The organism is Streptomyces sp. P9-A2, from assembly GCF_036634175.1.
Taxonomy (GTDB): Bacteria; Actinomycetota; Actinomycetes; order Streptomycetales; family Streptomycetaceae; genus Streptomyces; species Streptomyces pratens.
On sequence record NZ_JAZIFX010000001.1, the window covers coordinates 5,443,624 to 5,468,491 of the forward strand.

The 24,868-nt window shown below is 71.3% G+C and carries 24 protein-coding genes and 2 tRNA genes; 18 read left to right on the forward strand and 8 right to left on the reverse strand.

The features are described 5' to 3' along the window. Nucleotides 1–156: 156 nt before the first annotated feature. From V4Y04_RS24860 to V4Y04_RS24875, 4 genes are all read left to right on the forward strand, one after another. A complete protein-coding gene (locus V4Y04_RS24860) occupies nucleotides 157–1,272 on the forward strand; it encodes an SDR family oxidoreductase (protein WP_332430533.1) in 1,116 nt (371 codons plus the stop codon). A gap of 90 nt (nucleotides 1,273–1,362) precedes the next feature. Next, nucleotides 1,363–1,821 (forward strand): molybdenum cofactor biosynthesis protein MoaE, encoded by a 459-nt coding sequence (locus V4Y04_RS24865; protein WP_332430534.1) that lies wholly within the window; start codon nucleotides 1,363–1,365, stop codon nucleotides 1,819–1,821. Nucleotides 1,822–2,125: 304 nt separating this feature from the next. Next, nucleotides 2,126–2,305: a hypothetical protein gene (locus tag V4Y04_RS24870; RefSeq protein ID WP_332430535.1), complete on the forward strand. Its 180-nt coding sequence runs from the start codon at nucleotides 2,126–2,128 to the stop codon at nucleotides 2,303–2,305. 98 nt (nucleotides 2,306–2,403) lie between these two features. Further along, nucleotides 2,404–3,498, forward strand: a complete 1,095-nt coding sequence (locus V4Y04_RS24875) for a YlbL family protein (protein ID WP_332430536.1) — start codon at nucleotides 2,404–2,406, stop codon at nucleotides 3,496–3,498. 54 nt (nucleotides 3,499–3,552) lie between these two features. Here the strand turns inward: V4Y04_RS24875 and V4Y04_RS24880 are convergent, their stop codons facing one another. Continuing rightward, on the reverse strand, nucleotides 3,553–4,095 hold the full coding sequence (locus V4Y04_RS24880; protein ID WP_332430537.1) for a PPA1309 family protein: 543 nt from the start codon (nucleotides 4,093–4,095) through the stop codon (nucleotides 3,553–3,555). A 165-nt stretch (nucleotides 4,096–4,260) separates the two neighbouring features. Here V4Y04_RS24880 and V4Y04_RS24885 point away from each other — a divergent pair, with 165 nt between their 5' ends. From V4Y04_RS24885 to V4Y04_RS24900, 4 genes are all read left to right on the forward strand, one after another. Next, complete coding sequence (locus V4Y04_RS24885) at nucleotides 4,261–7,194, forward strand: UPF0182 family membrane protein (protein WP_332432989.1); 2,934 nt, start codon at nucleotides 4,261–4,263, stop codon at nucleotides 7,192–7,194. A 56-nt stretch (nucleotides 7,195–7,250) separates the two neighbouring features. Beyond that, nucleotides 7,251–7,324: transfer RNA gene (locus V4Y04_RS24890), tRNA-Met, on the forward strand. A gap of 223 nt (nucleotides 7,325–7,547) precedes the next feature. After that, nucleotides 7,548–9,365 carry a tetratricopeptide repeat protein gene (locus tag V4Y04_RS24895; protein WP_332430538.1) on the forward strand — a complete coding sequence of 606 codons (1,818 nt, stop codon included), beginning with the start codon at nucleotides 7,548–7,550 and terminating at the stop codon, nucleotides 9,363–9,365. A gap of 125 nt (nucleotides 9,366–9,490) precedes the next feature. Continuing rightward, nucleotides 9,491–9,564: transfer RNA gene (locus V4Y04_RS24900), tRNA-Met, on the forward strand. Nucleotides 9,565–9,730: 166 nt separating this feature from the next. Here the strand turns inward: V4Y04_RS24900 and V4Y04_RS24905 are convergent. Continuing rightward, a complete protein-coding gene (locus tag V4Y04_RS24905) occupies nucleotides 9,731–10,147 on the reverse strand; it encodes a Fur family transcriptional regulator (RefSeq protein WP_332430539.1) in 417 nt (138 codons plus the stop codon). 87 nt (nucleotides 10,148–10,234) lie between these two features. On the opposite strand from V4Y04_RS24905, the gene V4Y04_RS24910 reads away from it, so the two are divergent. After that, a complete protein-coding gene (locus tag V4Y04_RS24910; RefSeq protein ID WP_332433159.1) occupies nucleotides 10,235–10,357 on the forward strand; it encodes a hypothetical protein in 123 nt (40 codons plus the stop codon). Nucleotides 10,358–10,450: 93 nt separating this feature from the next. Here V4Y04_RS24910 and V4Y04_RS24915 read toward each other — a convergent pair whose 3' ends face one another. Both V4Y04_RS24915 and hisN read right to left on the reverse strand, forming a co-directional pair. Further along, a complete protein-coding gene (locus V4Y04_RS24915; RefSeq protein ID WP_332430540.1) occupies nucleotides 10,451–10,855 on the reverse strand; it encodes a CBS domain-containing protein in 405 nt (134 codons plus the stop codon). A gap of 223 nt (nucleotides 10,856–11,078) precedes the next feature. Then, nucleotides 11,079–11,879 carry a histidinol-phosphatase gene (hisN, locus tag V4Y04_RS24920; protein WP_332430541.1) on the reverse strand — a complete coding sequence of 267 codons (801 nt, stop codon included), beginning with the start codon at nucleotides 11,877–11,879 and terminating at the stop codon, nucleotides 11,079–11,081. Between the two features lie 184 nt (nucleotides 11,880–12,063). Here hisN and V4Y04_RS24925 point away from each other — a divergent pair, with 184 nt between their 5' ends. After that, entirely contained in the window at nucleotides 12,064–12,675 is a 612-nt protein-coding gene (locus tag V4Y04_RS24925; RefSeq protein WP_332430542.1) for a TetR/AcrR family transcriptional regulator, read from the forward strand. A gap of 74 nt (nucleotides 12,676–12,749) precedes the next feature. Here V4Y04_RS24925 and V4Y04_RS24930 read toward each other — a convergent pair whose 3' ends face one another. From V4Y04_RS24930 to V4Y04_RS24945, 4 genes are all read right to left on the reverse strand, one after another. Next, a complete protein-coding gene (locus V4Y04_RS24930) occupies nucleotides 12,750–13,073 on the reverse strand; it encodes a DMT family transporter (RefSeq protein ID WP_332430544.1) in 324 nt (107 codons plus the stop codon). 191 nt (nucleotides 13,074–13,264) lie between these two features. Continuing rightward, complete coding sequence (rsgA, locus tag V4Y04_RS24935) at nucleotides 13,265–14,275, reverse strand: ribosome small subunit-dependent GTPase A (protein ID WP_332430545.1); 1,011 nt, start codon at nucleotides 14,273–14,275, stop codon at nucleotides 13,265–13,267. 10 nt (nucleotides 14,276–14,285) lie between these two features. Further along, nucleotides 14,286–15,602 carry a 3-phosphoshikimate 1-carboxyvinyltransferase gene (aroA, locus tag V4Y04_RS24940; protein WP_332430546.1) on the reverse strand — a complete coding sequence of 439 codons (1,317 nt, stop codon included), beginning with the start codon at nucleotides 15,600–15,602 and terminating at the stop codon, nucleotides 14,286–14,288. Between the two features lie 191 nt (nucleotides 15,603–15,793). Then, entirely contained in the window at nucleotides 15,794–16,516 is a 723-nt protein-coding gene (locus V4Y04_RS24945) for a M50 family metallopeptidase (protein ID WP_332430547.1), read from the reverse strand. A 105-nt stretch (nucleotides 16,517–16,621) separates the two neighbouring features. Here V4Y04_RS24945 and V4Y04_RS24950 point away from each other — a divergent pair, with 105 nt between their 5' ends. From V4Y04_RS24950 to def, 8 genes are all read left to right on the forward strand, one after another. Next, nucleotides 16,622–17,437, forward strand: a complete 816-nt coding sequence (locus V4Y04_RS24950) for an SOS response-associated peptidase (protein ID WP_332430549.1) — start codon at nucleotides 16,622–16,624, stop codon at nucleotides 17,435–17,437. Between the two features lie 37 nt (nucleotides 17,438–17,474). Next, entirely contained in the window at nucleotides 17,475–18,245 is a 771-nt protein-coding gene (locus V4Y04_RS24955) for an alpha/beta hydrolase family protein (RefSeq protein WP_443080202.1), read from the forward strand. Between the two features lie 307 nt (nucleotides 18,246–18,552). Next, nucleotides 18,553–19,239: an RNA polymerase sigma factor SigR gene (gene sigR / locus V4Y04_RS24960; RefSeq protein ID WP_332432991.1), complete on the forward strand. Its 687-nt coding sequence runs from the start codon at nucleotides 18,553–18,555 to the stop codon at nucleotides 19,237–19,239. Then, entirely contained in the window at nucleotides 19,236–19,616 is a 381-nt protein-coding gene (gene rsrA, locus V4Y04_RS24965) for a mycothiol system anti-sigma-R factor (protein ID WP_332430550.1), read from the forward strand. Before sigR ends, rsrA begins: the two co-directional genes overlap by 4 nt. Before the next feature lie 202 nt (nucleotides 19,617–19,818). Beyond that, nucleotides 19,819–21,354: an HD-GYP domain-containing protein gene (locus V4Y04_RS24970; protein WP_332430551.1), complete on the forward strand. Its 1,536-nt coding sequence runs from the start codon at nucleotides 19,819–19,821 to the stop codon at nucleotides 21,352–21,354. Then, nucleotides 21,351–22,685 (forward strand): HD-GYP domain-containing protein, encoded by a 1,335-nt coding sequence (locus tag V4Y04_RS24975; protein ID WP_332430552.1) that lies wholly within the window; start codon nucleotides 21,351–21,353, stop codon nucleotides 22,683–22,685. The genes V4Y04_RS24970 and V4Y04_RS24975 overlap by 4 nt, the downstream gene beginning before the upstream one ends. A 279-nt stretch (nucleotides 22,686–22,964) precedes the next feature. Continuing rightward, nucleotides 22,965–23,945, forward strand: a complete 981-nt coding sequence (locus V4Y04_RS24980) for a tetratricopeptide repeat protein (RefSeq protein ID WP_332430553.1) — start codon at nucleotides 22,965–22,967, stop codon at nucleotides 23,943–23,945. A gap of 137 nt (nucleotides 23,946–24,082) precedes the next feature. Further along, nucleotides 24,083–24,733: a peptide deformylase gene (def, locus tag V4Y04_RS24985; protein WP_332430554.1), complete on the forward strand. Its 651-nt coding sequence runs from the start codon at nucleotides 24,083–24,085 to the stop codon at nucleotides 24,731–24,733. The last annotated feature ends 135 nt before the right edge of the window (nucleotides 24,734–24,868 follow it).

The following is a 24,868-nucleotide window of genomic DNA, read 5'->3' on the forward strand; positions in this document are numbered from 1 at the left end:
GGCGGCACGGCTGCCCGACAACACCACCCAGCGTAGACACCTGAGGCGGTTCGAGCCTCGATGCTTCGCCGACAGAAAGCCTGCGGCAGGATGGATGCCACCTGGTACACATGCTTCGCATGCGCTCGTACTGAAGACAACCGCTGGAGACGCCCGGTGAGTTCCCCAGATCCACAGGTTCGCGCAGCGCGAAACCGGTCAACCCGCTCGTCGCCCGGGCGAGGGCCCGTCGTCGTGGTCACCGGCGCCGCCTGCGGGGTCGGCGCGCTGCTCACCGAGCGGCTCGCCGCCTCGGAGGAGATCAAGCAGGTCATCGCCATCGACGAGCGCCGCGGTGACTGCGCCGAGGCACAGTGGCACGTCCTGGACGTGCGGGATCCAGCCATCGCGGAACGACTGCGCGGGGCCGACGTCGTGGTGCATCTGGCGCTCGACCTCGACCTGGAGAGCGACGCCGCCGCCCGGACGGCCTACAACGTCCGCGGGACGCAGACCGTGCTGACCGCCGCCGCGGCGGCCGGAGTGCACCGGGTCGTGCTGTGCACCTCGACGATGGTCTACGGGGCGCTCCCGGACAACGAGCTGCCGCTGTCCGAGGACGCGGAGCTGCGGGCCACCGCCGAGGCCACGGGCGTGGGCGACCTCCTGGAGATCGAGCGACTCGCGCGCAGGGCACCCCGCGCGCACCCCGGGCTCAATGTCACGGTCGTACGGCCCGCTGTCCTCGTCGGCGGCACCGACACCGCGCTGACCAGGTATTTCGAGTCGCCCCGGCTGCTCGTGGTGGCCGGATCACGGCCCGCGTGGCAGTTCTGCCACGTCGACGATCTGTGCAGCGCCCTGGAGTACGCCGTCCGGGAGGAAGTCGACGGAGAGCTGGCCGTCGGGTGTGACGGATGGCTGGAGCAGGAGGAGGTCGAGGAGCTCAGCGGGATCCGGCGGATGGAGCTGCCGTCTGCGGTCGCGCTGGGCGCGGCGGCCCGGCTGCACCGGATCGGGCTCACCCCCTCCCCGGCCGGGGACCTGGCGTACACGATGCACCCCTGGGTGGTCAGCGGGAGCCGGCTGCACGACGCCGGGTGGCGTCCCGCCTACACCAACGAGCAGGTGCTGGCCGAGCTCCTGGAGGAGGTCTCCGGCCGGCACACGGTCGTCGGACGGCGGCTCGGACGCAAGGACGCGACGGCGGCGGGCGCCGCGGGAGCGACCGTGGCCCTGCTGGGCGCGGCCGCGGTGGTGCGGCGGGCGCGGAAGGCCCGGCGGCGGATCTGAGCACGGGGGCGGGACCCCTCGGCGACGGGACCGCTGTGGAGCCCCGGGGCCGCTTCCGCGCTGTCGTGGTCGTGGGGCACGATGGAGGACATGGCATCCACGAACGGTCATCCCGGTGAGCAGGCCGCGCAGGACCCGATCAAGCTGATCGCGATCCGGGACGCGCCGCTGTCCGTGGACGAGGTCTTCCGGGCCGTCGGCGACGACGCGGCCGGCGGGACGGCACTGTTCGTGGGGACCGTGCGTAATCACGACGGCGGGACCGACGTCGACGAGCTGGGGTATTCGTGTCACCCGAGTGCCGAGGACGAGATGCGGCGGATCGCCGAGAAGGTCGTCGCCGAGTACCCCGTGCGAGCGCTGGCGGCTGTGCACCGGGTGGGGGACCTCGAGGTCGGGGATCTCGCCGTCGTCGTCGGCGTGTCGTGCGCGCACCGGGGCGAGGCCTTCGAGGCCTGCCGGAAGCTGATCGACGACCTCAAGCACGAGGTGCCCATTTGGAAGCACCAGAAGTTCTCCGACGGTACAGAAGGATGGGTCGGCGCGTAGCGGCGTCGGTGGGGGGTGGTGGTCGGGCGACGGGAGGGCGGGTCGGCGCGTAGCGGCGTCGGTGGGGGGTGGTGGTCGGGCGGCGGGAGGGCGGGTCGGCGCGTAGCGGCGTCGTGGGGGACGGGTGGAGGGCCGCTGACCGGACGTCTTCGGAATCCGTCGTACCGCTCCGTGCCCGGACCTCTGTTCCCCGCTCCGCCCCGCTCCGCTTGCGTAACCGCACCCCGGGTATGAGCGTTGTCACTGCGGATGGTTAATCTGCTGATCAGTCAGTCGCGGACGCTCATGGGGATGGGAGGTCGGCATGGCGGCACTTGCCTGGTTGCTGATTCCGCTGATGGCCGCGGTCGGCGCGGGACTGTGGGGAAGCTGGGCCAATCGGACCCGCCGGGCGCGGAGCGACGGCCCCGAGCTCATCGGTTACGCCAGGTTCCGCGAGGCCATGGAGAGGCCTCGGCCCTCGGAGGAAGAGCGTCGGCCTTAGGGACGAAACAGCAGGTCACCCAGGTAGGACAGGGTCAGGGCTGCCCGGACGGGCGGCCCTGACAGTGCGCTGACAGGCCGGTCCCGTACTGTCGGTGCATGCCACGCCGCACCGCGACGATGCTCGCCTCCACCCTCATGCTGATCGTGCTTCTGTGCGCGGGTGTGTTCATCCCCGTGCCGTACGCGGAGATGTCCCCGGGGCCGACGGTGAACACTCTGGGCGACCACGACGGCGAGCCGGTGCTGCGGATCGACGGGCGCAAGACCTATCCGACCGACGGCCACCTCAACATGACCACGGTGCGGGTCACGAGCGCCGACTACCGGATGAACCTGGTCGAGGCCGTCTACGGATGGCTCGCACACGACAACAAGGTAGTGCCGCACGACACGCTCTACCCCGACGGCAAGACGGAGGAGCAGTCCACCCAGGAGAACGCCGAGGAGTTCAGCCAGTCCCAGGAGAGCGCCAAGGTCGCGGCCCTGAAGGAGCTCGACGTCCCGGTGAAGTCCTGGGTGATCGTCTCCACGGTCGTCAAGGACTCGCCCGCCGAGGGCAAGCTGCACGCCGGTGACGTGATCAGGAGCGTCGACGGCAGCGTGGTGCGCGAGCCGGCCGACGTCGCCGAGCTGGTGACCGAGCACAAACCCGGCGAGGACGTCGACTTCACGATCGTGCCCGCCAAGGAGCAGGCCGCCGCCGAGAAGGAGAACCGGGCACCGAAGCGGACCGAGAAGATCACGATCACCACCACGGCCTCCGACGACGCCGGGGACGAGCGCGCCGTCGTCGGGATCGCCGCCGGAACCGATCACACCTTCCCGTTCACCATCGACATCGAGCTCGCCGACGTCGGCGGACCGAGCGCCGGTCTGATGTTCGCGCTCGGCATCTACGACAAGCTCACCCCGGGCAGCCTGACCGGCGGCGAGTTCGTCGCCGGCACCGGCACCATCGACGACGCCGGCAAGGTCGGGCCGATCGGCGGGATCGAGATGAAGACGGTCGGCGCGCGTGCCAAGGGTGCCGAGTACTTCCTCACACCCGCCGACAACTGCGCGGCCGCCGCCGCGGACGCCCCCGAGGGCCTCACCCTCATCAAGGTGGACACCATCCGCGATGCCCTCGGCGCCCTGAAGGACCTCGACTCCGGCGACACCGCCGACCTGCCGACGTGCACGGCCTCCTGAGCGGCCGGACCGCTCGCCGCGGCTTCTGACGGCTACGCCTCGATACGCTCCGAGCTACACCTCGAACGTCGCTGTCAGGGCTTCTGCCAGGCCCGGTACCAGGGTGGATCCGGTGAGGACCTCCGTCGGTGAGTCCTTCGCCCGCAGCCGCAAGGCGGAATCGCGGGCACCGTCACGCAGCACCGCGACCGTCATGCGGACCTCCTGGCGCTCCGGGTGCTCAGCCACCCACGCCGCCAGCGCGGCCTCGTCCAGATCCTGCGGAACCTGGGCCTCCGCGGACGGCGGCAGCATCAGACGCTCCACGGTCAGGGCGCAGCCGGCCACCGAGTCGGGCCATGCGATGGTGCCCAGGAACTCGTCGAGCGGTTTGCCCGTTGGAATCGCGTCCTGCTCGATCGGAGTGAGGGCCGTTGTCTCCTGTTCGTCGCCCGGACCGAGCCGGTTCGCGAGGGAGGGCTGCTCGGCACGCAGCCGTGCGGTGTCTACGAGGGCGAAGAGACGGGCAGGCTGGTCCCAGCCGAGGCCGGAGACGTACTCGTCGATCTCGAGCACGGCCCGGGTGAGCGGGCTCGCCGCCATGGGTGTGTTGGACATGGTCACAATCCTCTCTCGTTGAGGGCCGAAATCGGGAACCGAGTAAAGGGTGAGTAAGTTGCATAGGTGTGGGCCCGTGAACAAGGGGGCCCACACACGGTCCACGAACCTCGCGGACCTGACGAATCGACACCGAACTTCGAGGTGCCTACCTTGGCTTTCCAGATGCCGGACCGTGGCGGAGGCCCGACAGGGCCACGGATGAGAGTGGGCCGCCCGTCCCGGCGGGTCCGGACCCTGCTCATGACATTGGGCGTCCTGGCCGTCCTCGGCATGGTGTTCACCATGTTCGCGGGGTTCTGGACCGACTGGCTGTGGTATCGCTCGGTCGACTATTCGTCGGTCTTCACCACCACGCTGTGGACCAAGATCGGACTTTTCTTCGTTTTCGGTCTGCTGATGGCCCTCGCGGTCGGTTTCAACATCTGGCTGGCTCACCGGATGAGGCCGCCGCTGAGCGCCATGTCGATGGAGCAGCAGAACCTCGACCGGTACCGGATGAGCATCGCCCCGTACAAGAAGTGGCTGCTTCTCGGTATCACCGCGCTGCTGGGGCTGATCGCCGGTGCCTCGGCCTCGGGCCAGTGGCGCACCTGGCTGATGTGGGTCAACGGTGTGCCGTTCGGCCAGAAGGACCCGCAGTTCAAGCTCGATGTCGCGTTCTACGCCTTCGACCTGCCCTGGTACCGGTTCCTGCTCGGGTTCGGCTTCGCGGCCACCGTCCTGTCGCTGATCGCCGCCGCACTCATCCACTACCTGTACGGCGGTCTGCGGGTCACCAGCCCCGGTGCGCGCGCCACGGCCGCTGCCACCGGGCATCTGTCGGTGCTCCTCGGCGTCTTCGTCACCCTGAAGGCGGTCGCGTACTGGCTCGACCGGTACGGCCTGGCGGTCAAGTCCAGCGACTTCAAGGCGACGGACAACTGGACCGGCCTGAGGTACGTCGACGCCAACGCCTATCTGCCGGCGAAGACGATCCTGTTCTGCATCGCCGTCATCTGCGCGCTGCTGTTCTTCGCCACCCTGTGGCGGCGCACCTGGCAGCTGCCCGTGATCGGCTTCGGCCTGATGGTGCTGTCGGCGATCCTCATCGGCGGTCTGTACCCGGCGATCGTGCAGAAGTTCCAGGTCCAGCCGAACGAACAGGCCAAGGAAGCGCCGTACGTCGAGAAGAACCTCAAGGCGACGCGTGAGGCCTACGGCATCGACGACGCCCAGGTCGACGAGTACCCGGGGACCAGCCAGACCGAGGACAAGACCAAGCTCCGGGACGATGTCTCCAAGACGGCGAGCATCCGGATCATGGACCCGAACATCGTCTCGCCGACGTTCCAGCAGCTCCAGCAGATCAGGAACTACTACGCGTTCCCGACCAACCTGGACGTGGACCGCTATCCCGACCCCAAGACCGGCGCGGAGCAGGACACCGTCATCGGTCTGCGCGAGATCAACCTCAACGGCATCCCGAAGCGGAACTGGATCAACGACCACTTCCGGTACACCCACGGATACGGTGCCGTTGCCGCCAAGGGCACCACCGCCGACGACGGCCGTCCGGTGTTCACGGAGTCCGACCTGCCGTCCAAGGGCGACCTCGGTACGTACGAGCAGCGCGTCTACTACGGCGAGCGGACGACGACGTACTCGATCGTCGGCGGTCCCCAGAAGGAGATCGACTACTCCGACGACAGCGGCGAGAAGACGACCAGCTACAAGGGCGACAGCGGGGTCAACCTCGCCAACCCGGTCAACCGGGCCGCCTATGCCGCGGCGTTCAGCGAGCCGCAGATCCTGTACTCCGGTGCCATCGGCGAGGGCTCGCGGATTCTGTACAACCGCACACCCAAGGAGCGTGTCGAGGCGGTCGCCCCGTGGCTGACCATCGACGGCGACGCCTACCCCGCGGTGGTGGACGGCCAGATCCAGTGGATCGTCGACGCCTACACGACCACCAACGGCTATCCGTACGCGTCGCGGACGACCCTCGGTGACACCACGGCCGACTCGCTGACCGCCACCAACGACAACCGCGCGGTGGTGGCCCAGGAGAACCGGGTCAACTACATCCGCAACTCGGTGAAGGCGACCGTCGACGCGTACAGCGGCAAGGTCAAGCTCTACCAGTGGGACACCAAGGATCCCGTCCTGAAGACGTGGATGAAGGCGTTCCCGGACACGGTGGAGCCGAGGAGCGAGATCTCCCAGGGCCTGATGGATCATCTGCGGTATCCGCAGGACCTGTTCAAGGTGCAGCGCGAACTGCTGACCCGCTACCACGTGAAGGACGCCACGACCTTCCTCAGTGGCAGCGAGGTGTGGCAGGTGCCGGCCGACCCGACGAACAAGACGGGCGACGCGGTGCCTCCGTACTACCAGAGCATGAAGATGCCCGACCAGAAGGAACAGGCCTTCTCGCTCACCACGACGTTCACTCCGAACGGCCGTGACAACCTCAGTGCGTTCATGGCGGTCGACGCCGAGGCGGGCAGTGAGGGATACGGCAAGATCAGAGTCCTGAAACTGCCGACGAGCACCACGGCCGCCGGACCCAAACAGGTCCAGAGCCAGTTCAACTCCGAACAGGACATCGCCGAGTCGATCAGGCTGCTGAGAGGTGGCGACTCCGAAGTCGAGTACGGCAACCTGCTGGCCGTCCCGCTCGACGGCGGACTGCTGTACGTGGAACCCGTCTACGTACGCGGTGGCGATCTCAAGTACCCGCTGCTGCGGAAGGTGCTGGTGACCTACGGAGGCCAGACCGCCTTCGAGGACACCCTGGAGCAGGCCCTCGACAAGGTCTTCGGAACCGAGGGTTCGGCCACCGAGCCACCGAAGAGCGAGGACGAAGGCACCACCAAGCCCCCGCCGTCCTCCGAGAACCCGACGGTCCAAGAGGCCCTGAACGACGCCCAGGAGGCCTTCGAGGCCGGCCAGAAAGCCCTGCAGAAGAACGACTGGGAAGCCTATGGCCAGGCACAGAAGGACCTCGAGAAGGCCTTGCGCAGGGCCGAGGAGGCCCAGTCCGGGGGCGGCGGAGGCGGCTCCGGTGCGGCGGACGGCAGCCCCAGCCCCAGCCCCGACCCCAGCCCGAGCAGTTAGCAGGTCGGCTGGTCAAAGGCCCACCTCGCGCCGTGGTAATGTTCTACACACAACGGCGCGGGGTGGAGCAGCTCGGTAGCTCGCTGGGCTCATAACCCAGAGGTCGCAGGTTCAAATCCTGTCCCCGCTACTGAAGTCGCGAAGTCGGCGACAGCAAAGGCCCGGATTCCTTGAGGAATCCGGGCCTTTGTGATGTGCGAACGCATGTGCCGGGACGTGTGACGGCCGCGCCGACGACGGGAGTTGGCGGATCTGTGTTTCACTTGTCTCTCTGTGGGCATGTCGACAAAACGCTGAAGTGACCTCACTGACTGCGGCATACCAGGTGTACCCAGGTTGCAGGTGGTGCGACGATGGATGTTATGGGGGACAGGACAACTCTGTTCGAGACAGGACGTATTGAGCGGCCCTCCCCTCGGGGGGAACCTCGCGACGAGACCGCGGAGGCCGCCGACGAGGCGGCCGAGGAGCTGCGCCGGCGGCTGGCTGCCGAGGCCGGCGACGTCGAGGCGATGAGCGTCCTCGGTGCCATGCTGCTGCGCCGCGGTGACCTTGCCGGAGCCGAACCCCATCTGCGCGCCGCCACCGCCGCGGGCGACCGTGCCGCCGCCAACAACCTGGGTGTCCTCCTGTTCCAGCGCGGCTACCCGGAGGAGGCCGCGGGATGGTGGCGGATCGCCGCCGTCGCCGGTTCGGCCCCGGCGGCGCACGCGCTCGGCCGGCACCACCGCGAGCGCGGCGACGAACCCGCCGCCGAGTACTGGCTGCGCCAGTCCGCGGAGCAGGACCACGCCTTGGGCGCCTACGCACTCGCCGACCTGCTGGAACACCGCGGGGACGCGGCCGGTGCCGAGCGCTGGATGCGGGCGGCCGCCGAGCGGGGACACCGGGAAGCGGCCTACCGGCTGGCGAGGACGCTGGACCGGAAGGCCGCACGGGAGACCGGCGAGGCCACCGTCCCGTTCCTGGAGGAGGCCGAGCAGTGGTACAGGCAGGCCGCCGCGCGGGGGCACCGCAGGGCCGCGCTGCACCTCGGCGCGATCCTGGAGAAGCACGGCGAACTCAAGGAGGCCGGCCGCTGGTACCTGATGTCCGCCAAGGACGGGGAGCCACGGGCGGCCTGTGCGCTCGGGTTCCTGCTGCGCGACGCCGGCGACACCGAGAACGCCGCCGTGTGGTGGCTGCGCGCCGCCCAGGACGGCGACGGCAACGCCGCCAACGCGCTGGGCGCCCTGCACGCCGAGCGCGGCGAGACCCAGACCGCCGAACGCTGGTACCGGGCCGCGATGGACGCGGGCGACGTCAATGGTGCGTACAACCTCGGGCTGCTCTGTGCCGAACAGGGCCGGACCCTGCCGGCCGAGCAGTGGTACCGCCGAGCCGCCTACGCAGGTCACCGCGAGGCGGCCAACGCGCTGGCGATCCTGCTGCTGACGGCCGGCGACGAGAAGGGTGCGGAGCCCTGGTTCTCCAAGGCGGCGGAGGCGGGCAGCGTGGACGCCGCCTTCAACCTCGGCATCCTGTACGCGGGCCGGGAGGAGGGGACGGCCGCGCTGCGCTGGTACGAGCGGGCGGCGGGTGCCGGGCACACGGAGGCCGCGCTCCAGGTCGGCATGGCCCGGCTGCGCGACGGGGACGAGGGCGAGGCGGAGCGGTTCCTGCGGTGCGCGGCGGGTGGGGGCAGCGCCGAGGCCGCCTACCGGCTGGCGGCCGTGCTGGACGCCCGTCGCCCGCCGGAGCCGGCGCATGAGCTGGGCGAGCCGGTGAACCGGCGCAGCGAGTGCGAGGAGTGGTACGAGCGCGCCGCCCTGCAGGGCCACCGGCGGGCACAGGTGCGGGTCGGCATGCTCGCCGCGGCCCGTGGCGACGTGGTCGAGGCGGCCCGCTGGTACCGGGAGGCGGCCGAGGCCGGCTCCCGCAACGGCGCGTTCAACCTGGGCCTGCTGCTGGCCCGGGAGGGCAGTGAGCCCGAGGCGGCCGTGTGGTGGGCCCGTGCGGCCGACGCCGGGCACGGGCGCGCCGCCCTGCGGCTCGCCCTGGTCTACGCGCGCCGGGGCGAACTGGCCGAGGGCCAGAGCTGGGCCGACCGCGCGGCGGTACTGGGCCCGGCGGCGGTGACGGAGCGCGCGATCCGCCTGCGCGACGCCCTTCGGGAGGAACTCTCCGCGTGACCCGTGACCCGTGACCAGTGACCAGGGCGGGGCCGGCCATGACGCCGGACCTCCGCCGGGTACGGGGCCGCCCCGGAAGGGATTTGCCTCCGTCCGCATCCTTGACGTAATGTTGCATTCATCGCCGCGGGGTGGAGCAGCTCGGTAGCTCGCTGGGCTCATAACCCAGAGGTCGCAGGTTCAAATCCTGTCCCCGCTACTGAAGGCCGAGGGCCGGAATCCGAAAGGGTTCCGGCCCTCGGCGCGTGCGCGCATCTATAGTTTCCGCGCATGCGCGCATCACGCGACGGAGCCCCCACACCATGGTGTGGGGGCTCCGTCGCGTGATGCGCGAAAGGGTGAGGGTGCTGCCGGATCCGCCGTCGTTACGCCGTCGCGCAGTTCGGGCAGACGCCGCGGTACGTCATCTCGACGCCCGAGATCGTGAAACCGAAGCGCTCCGTGTCGGGGAGGTCGGCCAGTGGGTTGCCGACCGGATGTACGTCACGGATGGCGCCGCACTGCCCGCACACCAGGTGGTGATGCGGCCGGTGGGCGTTCGGGTCGTAGCGCTTGGCCCGCTTGTCCGTGGAGACTTCCAGCACCTCGCCGATCGTGACCAGCTCACCCAGCGTGTTGTAGACGGTCGCACGGGAGATCTCGGGCAGCTTGGTGACGGCTCGGGCATGCACCTCGTCGGCCGTCAGGTGGACGTGATCGCCGTCGAGGACCTCGGCCACCACACGACGCTGCGCGGTCATCCGCCAGCCACGTCCGCGCAGTCGTTCCAGAAGGTCGCTCATGAACACCAGCCTAACAGCTAGGGGAAGACAGGTTCGAACGAGTGCGATTTTGGAGTCTTGCTTGAGTTAGACGTTGTCCATAACCTGGTGGGAGTCATCTCCGGGGTCACGCGCGGCGGTGTCGCCGAGCGCGCGATCGGCGACTTCCGTCAGGCGGACGAGGACTTCGGCAAGCGGCTGGAGGTCGCGGTCCAGGCCCTTCGCGGCTGATTCCAGCGCTGGACCGCTTGTCGTGGCGACGGGCCGGACTCCCCCACGGGAGTCCGGCCCGTTTCGTGTGCCGAGCAGGTCATGGTGCGGCGGTCACGCCGGTGTGTGCTGGGCGGCCTGTCGCCGTACGGGAACCCAGCAGCGGATGATGTCACGCACCGAGACGATGCCCACGGGCTCGCCCCGCTCCAGGACGATCAGATGACGGAAGCCGCCGTGGGTCATGGCCTGGGCGGCGTCCTCAAGCGTCCAGGAGGGTGTGGCGAAGACGACATCGGTGGTGGTGTGGGCGTGGGCGCGCTCGGAGTCCGGGTCCTGTCCCAGGCCCAGGGAGTTGAGGACGTCCCGTTCGGTCAGAATGCCGATGCCGGTGCCGTCGGGGTCGAGGACCACGGCCGCTCCGACGTGGCGGGCGGACATCAGGGCGGCGGCCTGGCGGAGGGTGTGGGCGGGGCCGATGGTGAGGACCACCGTGCTCATGGCGTCGCGGACGAGCATGGGATGGAGCCACCTCCTACCGGAAACCGTGCCGTCGGACGCCGGAGCGGTCCACTGGTTCACGGTTTCACAAGTTCACAAGTGGGTGTGTCTTCAGAGTCGCAGGCGAAGCCCGGGTCAACAAGAGGGCGTGTGCGGCGGATCGAGGGCGCGTGCGAGCCTCGCGCACGCCCTCGTACGTCCCGGGACCCCGGCAGTGCTGTCGTCGGTGCCCCCGACAACGCTAGTAACGCTGGTTGAGGTAGCCCAGCAGCTCGTCGTGCAGTAGGCCGTTCGAGGCGGCCGCGTTGCCGCTGTGCGGTCCGGGGTGACCGTCGAGTCCGGTGAAACTGCCGCCGGCCTCGGTGACGACGATCGAGGGGGCTGCCATGTCCCAGAGGGACAGCTCCGGCTCGGCGCACATGTCGACCGACCCCTCGGCGACCATCATGTACGGCCAGAAGTCGCCGTACGCGCGCGTACGCCACACCTCACGCGTGAGATCCAGGAAGCCGTCCAGGCGCCCCTGCCCCTCCCAGCCGCTGAGCGAGGAGTACGCGAACGAGGCGTCGGCGAGCTTGGAGACCCGGGAGACCTGGAGCCGGGAGGCCGAGGTCAGGCTGCGGCCGCTGTAGGCGCCGTGGCCCTTCGCCGCCCACCAGCGGCGGCCCAGCGCCGGAGCCGAGACGAGGCCGACGACGGGCTGGAAGCCCCCCTCGCCGGCCTCCATCAGGGAGATCAGCGTGGCCCAGACAGGGACGCCGCGCACGTAGTTCTTGGTGCCGTCGATCGGGTCGATCACCCAGCGCCGCGGTCCGGTGCCCTCCACCCCGTACTCCTCGCCGAGGACCGCGTCCCTCGGGCGGGCGCGCCTCAGGTGGCCTCGGACGACGTCCTCCGCGCCCTTGTCCGCCTCGGTCACCGGCGTCATGTCGGGTTTGGTCTCCACCTTGAGGTCGAGGGCCTTGAACCGGTCCATCGTCGCGGCGTCGGCGGCGTCCGCGAGAACGTGGGCGAGACGCAGGTCATCAAGGTAGTCGGGCATGCAACGAACCGTATCTGTCGAGGTGGGGCCAGGGCCACAGGGGGCTTTTGGCCCGTGCGCGGGCGGGAAGCCCGCACACCGCGCGGGCACCGGAACTCCGCACCCCACGCGAACCCTTGACAGCGCCCGACGGCGCGTCAAATCTGAAGCGCAGAGCCGCTCGCCCGCCCCGAGGGAGGCGTTGATGCCTGCAGCGCGGGAATCTCTGCTGGACGCCGCTTACACGGCCCTCGTGTACCGCCCGTGGTCCGCGGTACGGATGGTGGACGTGGCCGCGGCGGCCGGAGTGTCCCGGCAGACGCTCTACAACGAGTTCGGCAGCAAGGAGGGACTCGCCAGGGCCCTGGTCCGCAGGGAGATCGACGGCTACCTCACCGGTGTCGACCACGCCCTCACGGTCCACGGCGACCCCCGCGACCGGCTCGCGGCGACGGCCGAGTGGACAGCCGCCGCGGCCCGCCGCAACGCCCTCGTCCGGGCCATGCTCACAGGCTGCTGGAGCGAGCGCCTGCCCTCCCCGGCCCTGTCACCGGTCCGGTCCGGCTCCGCCGTCCCCGCCCAGCGCCGCGCCGACGGCCCGCTGCCCTCACCCGGCGACCTCGTCACCCTCGTCCGCGACCGCGCGGTGGCCGTCCTGACCGGCCCCGGTGTGCCAGGGGCGGCCGACACCGCGGAGCTGACCCGAGCCTGTGAACTGGTGGTGCGCCTCGCCCTGTCCTGCGTCGCCGCGCCACCGGCCGAGGGCGGTGTCGCCGACCTGGTCCGCGCTGCTTTGCACCATCAGCCGGTGCCGTAGCGTCCAGCGCTCACCAGCGCTCACCAGCGCTCACCAGCGCTTACCGGCGGGCAGCGCTCACCTGCGTCCCGCGCTCACTGCGCCGACCCCGACAGCTGCAGCCCGATCACGCCGACGATCACGAAGGTGATCGAGACGATCTTCAGCGTCGACACCAGGTCCCCCAGGAACACCATCCCGTAGATCGCCGTGCCCGCGGCCCCGATCCCCGTCCACACGGCGTACGCGGGCCCGACGTCCAGCTTCTTCAGGGCCAGAGTGAGCAGGCCGAAGCTGCCGAGCGCGAACACGCAGAAGGCGACCGTCGGCCAGAGCCGCGTGAAGCCGTGGGACAGCTTCAGGCACACGGCGAAACCGGTCTCGAGCAACCCGGCCACCACGACCAGCAGCCACGCCATGTGTCGTCCTCCCGTTGTCCCCACGCACAGTGACCGCTTTTACGCGCAGTGGCCGTTTCGCCGGGTTCGACGGCTTCGGATCCGGCTCGGTGCGATTATGCACTTACCGCCCGCGGGCCATGACAAACACGCGAGGGCCGACGATCCCGCGTCGCGGCCCGAGGGGCCCGGTCGCTCCCGGCCGCTCCGGGTCAGTCGCCTTCCGTGCGCTCCCGGGTCGACAGCAGCCGCCGCAGCGAGTACAGCCGCGCCGGGTCCGCGTGTCCCTCGGCGGCCCACGCGTCCAGCGCGCAGTCCGGTTCGTCGTGGCTGCACGCGCGGGGGCAGCCCTCCGTACCCGGCTCGAGGTCGGGGAAGGCGCGGATGACCCGCGACGGATCGACATGGGCGAGGCCGAACGACCGCAGACCGGGCGTGTCGACCACCCACCCCTCGGCGCCCGCCAGCGGCAGCGCCAGCGCGGACGTCGTCGTATGACGCCCCCGCCCCGTCACCGCGTTGACATGCCCGGTCGACCGCCGCCGCTCCTCGGGCACCAGCGCGTTCACCAGCGTCGTCTTGCCGACCCCGGAGTGCCCCACGAACGCCGTGACCCGGCCCGCCAGCTGCTTCCGCACCCGGTCGGCCGCCGTGCCGTTCTCCAGTTCCGCACGGCTGGTGACGACGTACGGGATACCCAGGTCGCCGTACAGCTCCAACAGCTTGTCCGGCGGCGCGAGGTCCGACTTCGTCAGGACGAGCAGCGGGGTCAGTCCGCCGTCGTACGCCGCGACCAGGCAGCGGTCGATCAGACGGGGGCGGGGCTCGGGGTCGGCGAGGGCGGTGACGACGGCCAACTGGCCGGCGTTGGCGACGACGACCCGCTCGTAGGGGTCGTCGTCGTCCGCGGTACGGCGCAGCACCGACGTCCGCTTCTCGATGCGGACGATCCGCGCGAGGGTGTCCTTCTGGCCGGACAGGTCTCCCACGATCGCCACCCGGTCGCCGACCACCGCCGCCTTGCGTCCCAGCTCACGGGCCTTCATGGCGAACACCGTGCGGTCCTCGACGAGGCAGGTCAGCCTGCCCCGGTCGACGGTGAGGACCATGCCCTCGGCGGCGTCCTCGTGCTTGGGCCGGATGTGGGTGCGCGGCCGGTTGCCCTTGCGGTTCGGGCGGGAGCGGATGTCGTCCTCGTCGGTGTGCTTGCCGTAGCGGCGCATCGTCTTGGTCCTAGGCCCCGAGCATCCCGGCCCACAGTTCGGGGAAGTCCGGGAGTGTCTTCGCCGTGGTCGCCACGTTCTCGATCCGCACGCCCTCCACCGCGAGGCCGATGACCGTGCCCGCGGTGGCCATGCGGTGGTCCTCGTAGGTGTGGAAGACGCCGCCGTGCAGCCGGCGCGGGCGGATGTGCAGGCCGTCGGCGGTCTCGGTGACGTCGCCGCCGAGTTCGTTGATCTCCTTGGTGAGCGCGGCCAGGCGGTCCGTCTCGTGCAGCCGGAGATGGGCCACATTGCGCAGCGTGGACGGAGAGTCCGCGAGCGCCGCGACGGCCGCGATGCCCGGCGTCAGCTCACCGACCTCACCGAGGTCCACGTCGATGCCGTGGACCGACCCCGAACCGGTGAACACCAGCCCCTGCTCGGTCAGCTCGCAGGAGCCACCCATCTCGGTGAAGATCTCCCGCAGCCGGTCGCCGGGCTGGGTGGTACGGGCCGGCCAGTCCGGGACGACGACCCGGCCGCCGGTCACCAGCGCCGCCGCCAGGAAGGGCTGGGCGTTGGACAGATCGGGCTCGATGGTGAGGTCCCGTCCGAGCAGGGCACCCGGGGTGACCCGCCAGACGTTGGGCTCGCCGCCCGACTCCGGGCTGTCCACCTGGGCGCCCACCGCGCGGAGCATGTCGACGGTCATCCGGATGTGCGGCAGGGAGGGGAGCGTCGCGCCGGTGTGCCGGACCTCGACGCCCTGGTTGAAACGCGGCGCGGACAGCAGCAGCGCGCTGACGAACTGCGACGACGAGGAGGCGTCCACCGACACGGTGCCGCCCTCCAGGGCACCGCCGCCGTGCACGGTCAGCGGCAGTGCGCCCCGGCCGTCGTCGTCGATCCGGGCACCGAGGTGACGCAGCGCGTCGATGACGCCGTTCAGCGGACGCTCGTACGACCGCGGGTCGCCGTCGAAACGGATGGGACCGTCGGCCAGGGCGGCGACCGGGGGGAGGAACCGCATCACCGTGCCGGCGTTGCCGACATCGACGGTGGCCGGTCCGCGCAGGCCGGTGGGCAGTACCCGCCACGCCTCACCGGTGCCGTCGGGGCCCACGCCCTCCTCGATCTCGATCCCCATGGCCCGCAGCGCGCCGGCCATCAGCAGTGTGTCGCGCGAGCGGAGCGGGCGGCGCAGCCAGCCGGGCTCGGAGGCGAGCGCGGCGAGCACGAGGGCGCGGTTGGTGACCGACTTCGACCCCGGCACATGGACCGTCGCGTCGACGGCTCCGCTCGCGTGCGGGGCGGGCCAGAGGGGGACGGGCGCGGAATTAGCGGTCATGTGCACCACTTTAGTGGCGGCCCGGTCCGCCGGGCGTGCCCGGGACCGCCCGGCGGACCGGACAGCCGGCCGTCGCCCTCCTGGCCGAGCCACTCCACCGGGTGTCCTCGGCGGAGTACGGGTGGAGTCCCGCGCGCGTGCATCCCTGTTGAGGTGTCAACAACCACCGTCCCCGGGTCACCCCCGCGGCGTCACAGCCCCAGCAGCCAGCGTCCTCCGCCGAGCAGCGAGCACAGCGACACCGCGTGGAACAGGAAGAACCACAGCCCCGCCGGTACGTGCGTCAGCCGGGACAACTGGTCCGCGTCCGAGTCGCCCGCGCCCCCGCGCGCCCGCTTGGCCTGGAGCTCGAACGCCGGGCGCACCCCGCCGAGCAGCAGGAACCACACCACGGCGTACGCGAACGCCGCTTGGACCTGCGGGCCGGCCAGCCAGGACACGAGGACGAACGTGCCGCCGGTGAGCAGCACCGTCAGCGCCCCGTACGCATTGCGGATCATCACCAGCATCGCCACGAGCAGCACCGTGGCCAGCCACAGCAGCAGCGTGATGCGCCCGGCGCCCAGCAGCGCCGCCCCGCCGAGGCCCAGCAGCGGGGGAGCGGTGTAGCCGGCCGCGGCGGTGAGGATCATGCCGATACCGGTCGGCTTGCCCCGGCTGACGGTCAGGCCGCTGGTGTCCGAGTGCAGGCGTATCCCCGTGAGGGTGCGGCCGGTGAGCAACGCCACGATCCCGTGGCCGCCCTCGTGGGCGATGGTGATGGCGTTGCGCGAGAGTCTCCACAGCCCGTGCGGCGTCACGACGACGAGCGCGGCGGCCAGGGTGGCGATCACCACCCACAGGTCGGGGTCGGGCTGGGTGCCCGTGACCTCGTCCCAGAGGGAGGCGAGCGAGGCGGATGCGGTGCTGTCCATGGTCGGCGGGGGCTCCTCGTGGTCGCGAACCGAGGGGGCGGCGCGAAGCGCCTCGTTGACAGGGGCGGTGGCCGGGAGACGGTTGGGCCTGGCAGTGTTGCACGTATGTGCGGACGTTATGCAGCGAGTCGCAGGCCCGAGGAGCTCGCGGAAGTCTTCGGGGCGGAGCGGTTGGAGCCGGAAGAGGTCCTGGAGCCCGATTACAACGTGGCGCCCACCAAAGAGGTCTTCGCCGTACTCGACCGTGCCCTGAGGGACACGGACGACCCGCGGCCGGTCCGGCAGCTGCGGAAGCTGAAGTGGGGCCTCGTGCCGTCCTGGGCCAAGACCCCCGAGGGCGGAGCCCGGATGATCAATGCCCGCGCGGAGACCGTCCACGAGAAGCCGTCCTTCCGTCGCGCCTTCGCCACCCGGCGCTGCGTCCTGCCCGCCGACGGCTACTACGAGTGGGTCACCGGCACGCAGGAGCGGGACCTCGAGGTCGAGGGCAAGCGGAAGCGTCCCCGCAAGCAGCCGTACTTCGTGACACCGGCCGACGGCTCGGTGTTCGCGATGGCGGGTCTGTACGAGTTCTGGCGGGACCGGACCCTGCCGGACGACCATCCGCGGGCCTGGTGGGCGACGTGCTCCGTCATCACCACCGAGGCGGAGACCACGCCGCTCGGGGCGGCGCCGGCGGACGGCCCGACGACTTTGGCCGACATCCACCCGCGGATGCCTCTGATGCTCACACCGGACCGCTGGGACGCCTGGCTCGACCCCGCCCGCACGGACACCGAGGAGCTGCGCGGACTGCTCGCACCGCCGCCCCCCGGGCTGATGCGTGCCTTCCCGGTCTCCACGGCGGTCAGCAACGTCCGCAACAACGGTCCGGACCTGCTGAAGGAACTGGAAGCACCGGAAGAGAGCACACTCTTCTGACGTGACGCATGTGAGGAACACGAAGAGCGCGAAGAGCGTGAAGGACACCCCCGCTGCCGCCGACACGGCGGAACCGTCGGCCGAGACCGTGGCGGCCGAGACCGTGGAGACGGACGCCGGCCCCGCCCGCATCACCTGGCACCCCGCCCGGACCGCCGCGCGCCTCGTCCTCGCGCTGGGTCACGGTGCCGGTGGCGGCATCGAGGCGCGGGACCTGAAGGCCCTGGCCACCGTGCTGCCCGCGCACGGTGTGACCGTGGCGCTGGTGGAGCAACCCTGGAGGGTGGCCGGCAAGAAGGTGGCCCCCGCGCCGAAGACCCTGGACACCGGCTGGCGCGGCCTCTGGCCCGCGCTGACCCAGCCGGGCCTGCCGGTGATCTCCGGCGGGCGCAGCGCGGGAGCCCGTGTCGCCTGCCGGACCGCCGGTGAACTGGGTGCTCATGCCGTGCTGGCCCTCGGCTTCCCCCTGCACCCGCCGGGCAGGCCCGAGAAGTCCCGCGCCGACGAGCTGCTCGGGGCCGGGGTGCCCACCCTCGTCGTACAGGGTGGCAACGACCCCTTCGGCAGGCCCGGCGAGTTCCCCGGGTACAGGAGGGGCCGCGCGATCGGGATGCCCCCAGGCGTTCGGCTCCGGGGGAGCATCGGTGCAAGGGCGGTGGCGGGAGACGGGTGGGCGTACGAACTGGTGGAGGTGGCGCACGGCGATCACGGCCTCGCCGTTCCCAAGCGGGCGGACATCACGCAGGAGGAGGCTCTGACGGTCGTCACGGACGCCGTCGTGCGGTGGGTCGGCTCCCTCCCGCAGTAGTGGGTCGCCTCTCTCCCCCGGCGGCGGCTGCCCGGCCCGCCCGGGTAAAGCTTCGGGAATGTTCGGATGCCCTCCGCTGTTGACGCCGACGTGTCCGCCGGTCTCCGGCACAGCCGTCGTAGTCGTAGGAGAGGAAGTCCGCCGCATGGGTTCGACCTTCTGCCCCAGCCGCAAGGGCCGCACCGACCTGGACTGGACGGTGCTGCACGCGGCCAGGACCGCCCCTCTTCGGGCGGCGGACGGACCGGATCGTCGTCTATCCTCCGATTCGAGTGAGGCCGTTCCCGGTCTCACGACAACGGAGGAGGTGGGTCCGGTTCCCGGTACCGACGCAGGGACCGATCACGGCCAGGCGGAGCAGCCCGAGGGCCAGGGCGACAAGCGGGCGGAATCGGCCGCCGAGCGCAGCGCGCGCTTCGAGCGGGACGCGCTCGAGTTCCTCGACCAGATGTACTCGGCCGCCCTGCGCATGACGCGCAACCCGGCGGACGCGGAGGACCTGGTCCAGGAGACGTACGCCAAGGCGTACGCGTCCTTCCACCAGTTCCGTGAGGGCACCAACCTCAAGGCGTGGCTGTACCGGATTCTCACCAACACGTTCATCAACTCGTACCGCAAGAAGCAGCGGGAACCGCAGCGCAGCGGGGCCGAGGAGATCGAGGACTGGCAGATCGCGCGTGCCGCGTCGCACATGTCGACCGGTCTGCGTTCCGCGGAGTCGCAGGCACTGGACCACCTTCCCGACTCGGACGTCAAGGAAGCGCTCCAGGCGATTCCCGAGGAGTTCCGCATCGCCGTGTACCTCGCGGATGTCGAGGGCTTTGCCTACAAGGAGATCGCCGACATCATGGGCACACCCATCGGTACCGTGATGTCCCGGCTGCACCGTGGCCGTCGTCAGCTGCGCGGCATGCTCGAGGACTACGCGCGCGAGCGCGGACTGGTTCCGGCGGGTGCCGGAGAGTCGAACGAAGCGAAAGGCTCGAGGTCATGAGCTGCGGAGAGCCGCACGAGACGGATTGCAGCGAAATCCTCGATCATCTCTACGAGTTCCTCGACCGTGAGATGCCGGATTCCGACTGCGCGAAGTTCGAGCACCACTTCGCGGAATGCTCGCCCTGCCTCGAGAAGTACGGGCTTGAGCAGGCGGTGAAGAAGCTGGTCAAGCGGTGCTGCGGGCAGGACGACGTGCCGAGCGACCTGCGCGCGAAGGTCATGGGCCGGATCGACGTGATCCGCTCGGGGCAGGCCGTTCCCGACCAGGACGTCGCTGTCTCCGAGACGGACGCACAGCCTCGGACCGCACAGCCTCGGACCGCACAGCCTCGGGCCGCACAGCCTCAGACCGCTCCGGCGCCGCAGGAGTCCTGAGCCTCTGAGCCTCTGAGTCCCGCTGTTCGAGCATCCTGCGAACAGTTGCCCCGGAAGGCACCCCCCCCGAAAGGGGAGCGCCGTCACTCGTACGTGCTAATCCACGGATCGTGGGCCCGTGGAGGCGCCGTTCGTTCCCCTAGGCTCCAGACCCTGACAGGCGGCAGGCCGAGCGCGGTCCGCACGGTCGGGGGAGGGGCTCATGGAGGCGTTACCGGTACGGGCCCGCATCTACGTGACCGGTGTCGCCGTGGCGGGCCTGCTCTGTCTGCTGCCGGCGGTGCCCCTGCCGTCGGCGCCGCTGCCACGGATATGGCCGCTGTCGGCCGCGGCCGGTCCGGATGCCCCCTGGGGGGCCGTCGCCTCGCTCGCCGTGCTGTACGTCGGCTGCGAACGCCTGGCCCGGTCCCGGCGCCTCGGTGCCCCGAACCCGGGCGGCACCTTCCACCCCGTACTGCTCGCCGCGGCCTTCCTGCTGCCGCCGTCCGCCGCCGCGCTGGTCGCGCTGCCCGGCGCGCTGCTCGCCCCCGTGGAGCAGCGGCCGTTCCTCGCGCGGCGGATCTGGCGGGCCGGACAACTGACCCTCGCCGTGTGGGCCGCGAGCCGGACGCACCTCGCGGCCGGCGGCCGGGGAGCGGTCGCGGACGGCGACGTCGCGGCGGCCCTGGGCGCGGCCGGGGCCTCGGTGCTGGTGTTCTGCCTGGTGCTCACGCTGCTGGACCGCGGCATCCTGGCGCTGGCGGGCGGCGTGCCGTTCCGGCGGGGGGACGGGAACCGGACGGCAGGTCCGGGGCCCCGGTGGACGGTCTGGCGGAGGACCCCGCGGGCAACCCGGCGGAAGATCCGGCAGACGACCTGGTGGCGGCTGTTCCTGCGGTCGCTCGCACCGGTCACCGTGCACGGACTCGCCGGACTGATGATGGCCCTGCTGTGGCGCAGCCCCTACGGGCCGGTGGCCGCGCTCCTCGTGCTGCTGCCGATGTGCGTCTCGTGGTGGGCGTTCGCCCAGTACCACCGGGAGCGGGCCGCCCATCAGGCGACGATCCGCGCGCTCGTGCAGGCCGTCGACATCAAGGACGGGTACACGCGCGGGCACAGCGAGCGGGTCGGTCAGGCCTCCACGATGATCGCGTGTGAGCTCGGCATGGACGACGAGCGGACCGAGGTGCTGCGCTTCGCGGGCATTCTGCACGACGTCGGCAAGCTCGGGGTGCCCACCCGGCTGCTCACCAAGGACGGGCCGCTGACCCCCGAGGAGCGGCGGGTGATCGAGTTGCACCCCGAGTACGGGCACGAGATGGTGCGCGGGATCTCCTTCCTGGGCGAGGCCCGCGCGGCGGTGCTGCACCATCACGAACGGCTGGACGGCAGCGGCTACCCCTACGGGCTGGCGGGCGGTCAGATTCCGGAGTCCGCGCGGGTGGTGGCGGTCGCCGACGCCTTCGACGCGATGACCTCCAACCGGTCCTACAGCAGGGCCCGGCCGGTGCCCGTGGCACTGGACGAGCTCCAGCGGTGTGCGGGCGACCACTTCGACCCGCGGATGGTGGAAGCGCTGGTACGGGCGATCGGCCGGGCCGGCTGGCATCCCGTGGTGACGGCCGAGGACGTCCGTCAGCCTCCCGGCCCTCCCATCCCTCCCGGCCCGCCTCCCGCCCCACCGGTCGCGGAGCCCGTCGACGAGCCGCTTGCCCACCGGGCCGCTCCGGTCGCCGATCCGCCCGGGGTACGCCGATGACCCTCCGGCCGCACGCCCTCGTGCACGCCTGCGCCGTCGCGCTCGCCGCCGGCTGTCTCGCCGCCACCCTGTGGCACGGCATCGCGGAACGCGGTGCCGCCCTCGCCTTCGGCGTCCTCGTCGCCCTCGGTGAACTCACCCGGCACCACGGACCGCGGCCCCGCGACGGACGGCAGCCCGGCGCAGGAGCGCCGCCGGCCGCCGGAACACAGCCCCGCGACGGACCGCGGATCCGGCAGGCCGCGCCGCTCGCCGCCGCCGGGTCACTGGCGTACGCGCTGCTCGGCGAGGCCGGCGGGCGGCCCAGCCACCACGGCGCGGCCCAGGTCGTCGCCGTGGTCCTCGCCGCCTCGCTGCTCGGCAGCGTGCCGCACATCGGGCGTGGGCGCGGCCCCACCCGCGACCGGCTGGCCCGCCGGACCCTCACCGTCGGGTTCGTCGCCGTGTGCTTCCAGCCGCTGTACGGCCGGGGGACGTTCGACGACTGGGGCGGCCACGCCCACGCGCTGCTGCTGCTCGCCCTGCTGTCGCTGTCCGCGCTGTGCGACGCCGTGCTCGCCGCCGTGCTGGCCCATTCCCGCACCGGCTGGCCCTTCCCCCCGGTACTGCGCGACGAACTGCGGGCGCTGCCCGGCATCGGGGCCGCGGTCGTCGCGACGGGCGCGGTGATGGCGCTCGGCGTCGCGGTCGTGGGGCTGTGGGCGCTGCCCCTGCTCTCCGTGCCCTTGCTGCTCGCGCAGTTGTCCTACCGGCGGTACGCGGCCGTCCGGGCCACCTACCGGCAGACCATCGCCTCCCTCGCGCGGGCCACCGAGATCGCCGGCTGCACCCCGGCCGGGCACGCCCGCAGGGTCGCCGACCTCAGCCGGTCGGTGGGCCGGGACCTGGGGCTGAGCGAGCCGGACCTGATGGTGCTGGAGTACGCGGCACTGATGCACGACATCGGCCAGCTCAGCCTTGTCGACCCGGTGCCGGCGGGCGCCACCGCCGCCCTGCCGGCCCCGGAACAGCGGCGGATCGCCCTGCTCGGTGGCGCCGTGGTCCGCCGGACCGGGGTGGACCCGAAGGTGGCCGGGATCGTGGAACGGCAGGCCGAACCCCACCAGGAGCAGCCGCTGGCCGCGCGGATCGTCCGGGTGGTGAACGCGTACGACGAGAAGTCCCGGGCAGGAGGCCCCGGCGGGCCCCTGACGGCACTGGAGGAACTGCGCCTCGGCACTGCCGGCGAGTACGCGCCCCAGGTCGTCGAATCCCTGGCCCGGGTGCTGTCCAGGGCAGCCGGGGCAAGGGCGCACGGAGACGGGTACGACGAGGCAGATGGCGGGTCGTGAGGCAGTGGGAGGCCGCCGGGGCAGAGCGGGGGCCGGAATGTGAGGATGAGGACGACCTGGGGAACAGGAGATGAGGACGCCTCGGGGGGACGCCGGGAGGAGGGGCGCGAGGACCGGCGCCCGAGCGCGGCGAGAGCCGCGAACGGGACGGTCTGACCCGGGCGGGTCCGGGGTAACCCATGGGTAATGAGCGACCTTCCAGCCGTACGTGGTTGGATGCGAAGGAGACGGTGTCCGGGGGCTAGGCCGCCCACCGCACAGAACTGGCAGGCGGGAATAGTGAGGATCTTCGGCAAGGGACGGAACAGGCCCTCCGCCTCCTGGCGGCAGGCCACCGACCGCGCGTTCACACTCATCGGCGACGGCCGTTACGAGGACGCGGGCGCGCTGCTCACCCGGGCCGCCGATCTGGAGCCCTGGCTGTCGGAGTCCTGGTTCAACCTCGCGCTGCTGCACAAGTTCCGGCACGACTGGGAGCAGGCGCGGGCGGCGGGCCTCAGGGCCGTGGCCCTGCTCGACCGGGACTCCGGGGCGCCGGACTGGTGGAACGTCGGCATCGCCGCCACCGCCCTGCAGGACTGGCCGCTGGCCCGCCGCGCCTGGCAGGCCTACGGGCTGAAGGTGCCCGGGAACCCCACCGACTCCGGCGAGCCGCTCGGCATGGATCTGGGCAGCGCGGCGGTACGGCTGTCCCCGGAGGGGGAGGCCGAGGTCGTCTGGGGACGGCGGCTCGACCCCGCCCGGATCGAGGTGCTGTCCATTCCGCTGCCGTCCTCCGGCCGCCGCTGGGGCGAGGTCGTCCTGCACGACGGGGTGCCGCACGGTGAGCGGAGCACGGCGGCCGGGCACACCTACCCGGTCTTCGACGAGATCGAGTTGTGGGCGCCCTCACCGGTGCCGACCTGGGTGGTCCTGCTGGAGGCCGCGAGCGAGGCCGACCGGGACGCTCTGGAGCAGCTGGCCGCGGACGCCGGGTTCGCCGCCGAGGACTGGTCGTCGTCGGTGCGGTTGCTGTGCCGGATGTGCTCGGAGTCCCGGATGCCGTCCGACGAGGGCGAGGGCGAGCATCTCGACCCGCACGACCACAGCGAGCCGGGACATCCCGGGCCGCTCGGCCACCGCACCGACGGGCAGTTGTGGGTGCCCGAGCGCGAGTGCGGACTCGCCGCGCCGCCCTCACTGGTCCGCGGCCTGCTGGACGGATGGGTCGCGGACAGTCCGGACTCGCGGGACTGGCGGGACCTCGAAGAGGTCTGCTAGGCCGTTTTCCGGGCCGGCCGTCGGCCAGGACCGGGGTCGGCCGTCGGGCAGGACGCGGGCAGGCCGTCGGGCAGGCCGTTCGCCGTACCCTGTAGCAGCACCACATCCCATGTTTTCCAGGAAGGCGTACGTCGGTCATGGCTCAGCAGGACACCGATCAGCAGCACGCGGGCGTGCTCCCCCTCGACGAGGAGGGGTACGTCATCGACACGGAGGGCTGCGCGGAGCGCGAGGCCGCCTGGGTCGAGCGCGGCACCTCGCGGCCGATCACCGTGGTCGGCAACCCGGTGCTGCACAAGGAGTGCCGGGACGTCACCGACTTCGGCCCGGACTTCCAGCAGCTGGTCGCGGACATGTTCGCCAGCCAGCGCACCGCCGAGGGCGTGGGCCTGGCCGCCAACCAGATCGGCGTCGACCTGAAGGTCTTCGTCTACGACTGCCCGGACGACGACGGCGCGCGCCACGTCGGCGTGGTCTGCAATCCCAAACCGGTCGAACTGCCCGCCGAGAAGCGCCGGCTGGACGACACCAACGAGGGATGCCTGTCCGTACCCACCGCGTACGCGCCGCTGGCCCGCCCCGACTACGCCGAGGTGACCGGTCAGGACGAGCTGGGCAACCCGGTCAAGGTGCGCGGCACCGGCTACTTCGCACGGTGTTTGCAGCACGAGACGGATCATCTCTACGGATACCTGTACATCGACCGGCTCTCCAAGCGGGAACGCAAGGACGCGCTGCGGCAGATGGCCGAGAACGAGCCGCGCTACCCCGTGGTCGCCAACGACTGACCTCGCGTCACCCTCATGACCACCGGGGTTCTTCGGTCCCCCTGGTCCGCAGAACTCCCTCGCGCACGGCGCCCGTTCCGGTAACCCCTCCGGAACGGGCGCCGTTCGTCTTTTCGTCAGGCGTTCGACTCCTCG